This window comes from Acidovorax delafieldii 2AN, assembly GCF_000175235.1.
GTDB classification, from domain to species: domain Bacteria; phylum Pseudomonadota; class Gammaproteobacteria; order Burkholderiales; family Burkholderiaceae_C; genus Acidovorax; species Acidovorax delafieldii_B.
Window position 1 is genome coordinate 1 of the sequence record NZ_ACQT01000275.1, and the last position, 4496, is coordinate 4496.

5 protein-coding genes and 1 riboswitch are annotated in these 4496 nt (G+C 68.6%); all 5 genes read right to left on the bottom strand.

Features of this window, described 5'->3' with window-relative positions; all coding sequences use genetic code 11:
• Positions 1-389 (bottom strand): nicotinate-nucleotide--dimethylbenzimidazole phosphoribosyltransferase (locus ACDELDRAFT_RS19470; RefSeq protein WP_005799755.1); only part of this gene is annotated, 389 nt, incomplete at its 3' end.
• A gap of 114 nt (positions 390-503) precedes the next feature.
• Positions 504-1265, bottom strand: a complete 762-nt coding sequence (gene bluB / locus ACDELDRAFT_RS19475) for a 5,6-dimethylbenzimidazole synthase (protein ID WP_005799756.1) — start codon at positions 1263-1265, stop codon at positions 504-506.
• A gap of 46 nt (positions 1266-1311) precedes the next feature.
• Positions 1312-1498: riboswitch (cobalamin riboswitch) on the bottom strand.
• A gap of 129 nt (positions 1499-1627) precedes the next feature.
• Entirely contained in the window at positions 1628-3079 is a 1452-nt protein-coding gene (locus tag ACDELDRAFT_RS19480) for a cobyric acid synthase (RefSeq protein ID WP_005799757.1), read from the bottom strand.
• A gap of 69 nt (positions 3080-3148) precedes the next feature.
• Positions 3149-3547, bottom strand: a complete 399-nt coding sequence (locus ACDELDRAFT_RS19485; protein ID WP_005799758.1) for a DUF3037 domain-containing protein — start codon at positions 3545-3547, stop codon at positions 3149-3151.
• Positions 3534-4328, bottom strand: a complete 795-nt coding sequence (locus ACDELDRAFT_RS19490; RefSeq protein WP_005799759.1) for a HipA family kinase — start codon at positions 4326-4328, stop codon at positions 3534-3536. The genes ACDELDRAFT_RS19485 and ACDELDRAFT_RS19490 overlap by 14 nt, the downstream gene beginning before the upstream one ends.
• Between the last annotated feature and the right edge of the window lie 168 nt (positions 4329-4496).

Consider the following 4496-nt stretch of genomic DNA (forward strand, 5'->3'; position numbering starts at 1 on the left):
AGACGCGGCTGGCCGGGCACCGCTTCGCGCGGAGCGATGTCGCGCGCCACGCCGCAGTCCACCACCGTGAGCGCCAGGCCATTCTGGCGGGCCAGCACGCTCACGGCAGCGCCGCCGGCGAGAAAGTTCTCGACCATCTGCCACGTGACATCACTGGGAAAGGCCGACACGCCGCGCGCCACCAGGCCGTGGTCGCCCGCGCAGACGAGCATTTGTGGCTGTTCCAGCGCCGGGGTTTGCGTGCCCAGAATCTGCCCCAGCCTGAGCGCCAGGCTTTCCAGGCGCCCGAGCGAGCCCAGGGGCTTGGTCTTGTTGTCCAGCTTGTGTTGCAAGGCCTGGGTGAGAGGCGCGTCGGTGATGTCGGCAATCAGGGTGATGTGGGTGGTCATGGCGTGGTTCAACTTTCAATGAGGGTTGGCGCGGCCCGTGTGCACCGGGGCCTGCGCCTTGGATGGCGCTGTGCAGCGGGCCAGCCCGGCGCGCTGCGCGGGATCAAGTCAGGGTCAGGCGATGGCTTCGCGCCCTCGCTGGGCGGCCGCCTGGTCGCGCCGCAGGTGGGCGATGAGCGGCTGCTGGTCGTCGCGCTGGCCCCATTGCTCGAAGTACACGAGGTCTTCCATGGGCAGGCGCGGCAGCCAGCCGGCGGTTTCCAGCTCGGGCTTGTCGTAAAAGTGGCTGACGTAGCCCACGCACAGGTAGGCAATGGGGGTGATGCCCTTGGGGATGCCCAGCGCCTCTTGCAGGTCGGCCTGGTGGAAGATGCTGACCCAGCCCACGCCCAGCCCTTCGGCGCGCGCAGCCAGCCACAGGTTCTGCACGGCGCAGACGCTGCTGTACAGGTCCATGGTCTTCATGTGGGTGCGCCCCACCACCACCGGGCCGGTGCGCTCGCGGTCGCAGGTGATGCAGATACCAATGGGCGACTCGATGATGCCTTCGAGCTTGAGCTTTTGGTACACGGCGCGCTTGTCGCCCTCGAACATGCCGGCCGCTTCGGCATGTGCCTTGGCGAAGGCGTCGTGGACGCGGTGCTTGGTGCCTTGCGAGCGCACCACCAGGAAGTTCCAGGGCTGCATGAAGCCCACCGAGGGCGCATGGTGCGCGGCCGTGAGGATGCGGCTCAGCACCTCGTCTGGCACGGGCGTGGGCAGGAACTGCCCGCGCACGTCGCGGCGTGAAAAGATGGCGTGGTAGATGGCGTCACGTGCTTCTTGCGTGAAGGCGTGAACGCTGGCCGTGGCTTGCGCCACTGCGCTGGTATTCATGGCAGTCCCCTGTGCGTGAATAGTGGCAGCGCTGCCCGGCCTTGCAGCGCCAAGAAATGCTCAGGCCGGTCTTCTGGCTTGGAGTCGTCTGCCGTCGCACACCTTCCCGGCTTGGCAGCCAGTGGCATAGGTGCGAGGCATCGTCCTTACAGCGTTGGGCACGCGGCGGATTTGCACCGCCTTCCCGATTCTCCCTTTGCTTTGAAGCGGCTCACAAAACTTTTCTGGCTACGTACTGCGTCGCAGACAGTACGAGCAGCACGGCAAGACGCAGCAACGGCGCCAGAAAAGTTTTGTGAGCCGCTCTTGCGGCATTGGGCACCTGAGGGCGAGGATGATAGCAGCCGCCCACTGCGGGACGTTTACGCGATGAGGGCGTCCAGCGCGCCCGGCTCCATGTGCCGGGCAATGCAGTCGGCCAGGCCATCGAACACGGCGTCGAGCGTGGGCGCATGGGCGCCGAACAGTGCCTGGAGCACGGCAGCGTCCTCGAACAGGCCATGCAGGTACAGGCCCAGCACGTTGCCCGCTGCGTTCTGCCAGGCCAGGCCTGCGATCACCTCGCGCGCCACGTCGCCCTTGGCCGCCATGGCCGGGTGCTGCGCCGTCTGGCCATGGTGGATTTCGTAGCCCTCCACGGCCACACCAGAGAGCATGGCCCAGGCCCCCGCCAGCGCGCCGAACCGTGCCGCCGTGCGCCGCACCGTCTTGGCGGGCTCGAACGTGGTGACCAGCGGCAGCAGGCCCAGGCCGGGCGCGTTGCCGTCGATGCCTTCGGTGTCGATCAGGGCTTCGCCCAGCATCTGCAGACCACCGCACACGCCCAGCACGGCGCCACCGCGCGCGGCGTGGGCGGCAATGGCCTGGTCCAGGCCCTGCGCACGCAGCCAGGCCAGATCGGCCGCAGTGGCCTTGGAACCGGGCAGCACGATCCAGTCCCCCCCCCGCAGGCCCACCAGGTCGGCGGGGCTGCGCACCCACAGCAGGCGCACACCAGGCACGTTCTTGAGCGGCTGGAATTCATCGAGGTTGCTGATGCGCGGGTATGCAATGACGGCCACGGTGGTGTGCACGGCGCCAGCGGTCAGGCTGCGGTCATCGAACACGCCGTCTTCTTCGGGAAGGCCGTGCCGCCACTGCATGGGAATGGTGGCCACTGTGGGCACACCCGTCAGATCCTGCAGCATCTGCGGTGCGGGGGCCAGCAAGCTGGCGTCGCCACGGAACTTGTTGAGCACGAAGCCCTGGATGAGCACGCGCTCGTCCTCGGGCAGCAGCGCCCAGGTGCCATACAGGTGCGCGAACGCACCGCCCCGGTCGATGTCGGTCACCAGCAGGCAGCGGGCATCGGCATGGCGCGCCACACGCATGTTCACGATGTCGCTGGCGTGCAGGTTGATTTCGGCGGGCGAGCCCGCGCCTTCGATCACCACCACGTCGTTTTCAGCGCGCAATGCGTCGAGCGCGGCGGCCATGTGCGGCCACACCCGCTCACTGCGGCCGCGCCAGGGCATGGCCGTGAGCTCGGCACTCACCTGCCCCATCAGCACCACCTGGCTGTGCGTATCGGCCTCGGGCTTGAGCAGCAGCGGGTTCATGCGCACGTCGGGCACGGCACGTGCGGCAAGGGCCTGGAAATACTGCGCCGAACCAATCTCGCCCGTGGCGCCTTCCGGGCCGGCCACCACGCGGGCGTTGTTGCTCATGTTCTGCGCCTTGAAGGGCGCCACCTTGAGCCCCTGGTTGCTGTACCAGCGGCACAGCGCCGTGGCGAGCCAGCTCTTGCCCGCGCCGCTGGTGGTGCCCAGCACCATCACGCAGCGGGCCAAAGGAGAGGAAGTCGAGGACATAGGGATGAAAGGGTGTCGTGGCAGGGGGTGCGATCAGCCTGCGGAAAGCGGCCGCACCATGCGGTCCATGATGTGTTCAAGTGCGGCGGCCGCATCGGTGCAGCGGCCGGTATGCACCGGCGATGTCTGGATGATGGCGCTGCGCTTGGCGGTGAGCCAATGGAAGCGTTGGCGGTACGGCAGGCGCGCGATGGGCCCGCAGCCCTCATCGCCCGCACAGATGGCGACCAGGGCGGCGAGATGGCGGCGCACGGTGTCGATGTCGGCCTGCGGGTCCAGCGCCAGCAGGCGCGCCTCGTCGAGTGCGATGGCGGCCTGCAGGAAACCGCTGCGCTGGCACGAGAGGATCGCGCCGGCATTGATGAATTCTTCGCGCTCCACGCGCGGCACCACACGCACGATGGCGTAGTCGTACACCTCATGCGCGTGCATCGACCGCTCCCTTCAGCGCGGCCACCCAGACCTCGCGGCCCGCCAGGCGCTTGGTGAAATGGTCCACGTAGGCCTGCCGATGGCTCTGCGGCGCCCCCAGCGGGCCCGCTTCATGGCCGGCGCCGGCCAGCACCAGGAATTCATCGGGCACATCGGCCAGAATGCCGGCCAGCACCCCGGGCGTGAGGCGCGCGGCCAGCTCCGCATCCACCTGCGCCAGGGCCGTGGCCCGGGCCAGAAGCACGTGCTCGGCGATCGGCGCAAAAGGCTTGGCAGGCTGCGCCACGGCGCCGTTCCATGCGTGGTGGAAGGTCAGCGAAGCGCCGTGGTCGATGAGCCAGGGTTTGCGGTGCCACATGAGCAGGTTGGTGTTGCGCGCGGTGCGGTCCACATTGCCCACCAAAGCGTCGAACCACACAAGGCGCGACGCAAAGTCATCCGACACCCCATCCACCGCCGGGTCGAAATTGAGCGCACCCGACAGGTAGTCCAGCCCCACGTTGAGCCCGCCGCTGGCGCGGACCAGGTCCTGGATCTCGGGGTCGGGCTCGGTTTGCGCCAGCGCCGTGTCGAGCTGGGCCAGAACGATCTCGGGCACCGGCAGGCCCAGGGCCCGCGCGATGCCGCCCGCGATGATCTCGGCCATCAGCGCGCGCACGCCCTGCCCCGCGCCCCGGAACTTGAGCACATACAGCCCCAGGTCGTCGCCTTCGACCACGGCGGGCATCGAGCCGCCTTCGCGCAGCGGCGTGACGTAACGGTTGACGGTAATGGTTCTCACGGAATGGTGACCTCCTCGGCTTCAGCGCAGGATCGTACGGCCAAGGCGGCCGCCCCGGGGCGGGGGCAGCGCGGCGCAACAGCGGCGATGGCGGAAAGGGCACGTGCGATCCGGCGGGGTAGCGGTGGCGCAGGGCTGTGCTGCCACCCTCGGTGCCACCCTCGGTGC

Excerpts from the sequence above, each read along its gene's own strand:
- ACDELDRAFT_RS19485 (WP_005799758.1), bottom strand. The coding sequence starts at position 3,547 with ATGCACGCGCATGAGGTGTACGACTACGCCATCGTGCGTGTGGTGCCG.
- ACDELDRAFT_RS19480 (WP_005799757.1), bottom strand. The coding sequence starts at position 3,079 with ATGGTGCTGGGCACCACCAGCGGCGCGGGCAAGAGCTGGCTCGCCACG.
- bluB (WP_005799756.1), bottom strand. The coding sequence starts at position 1,265 with ATGAATACCAGCGCAGTGGCGCAAGCCACGGCCAGCGTTCACGCCTTC.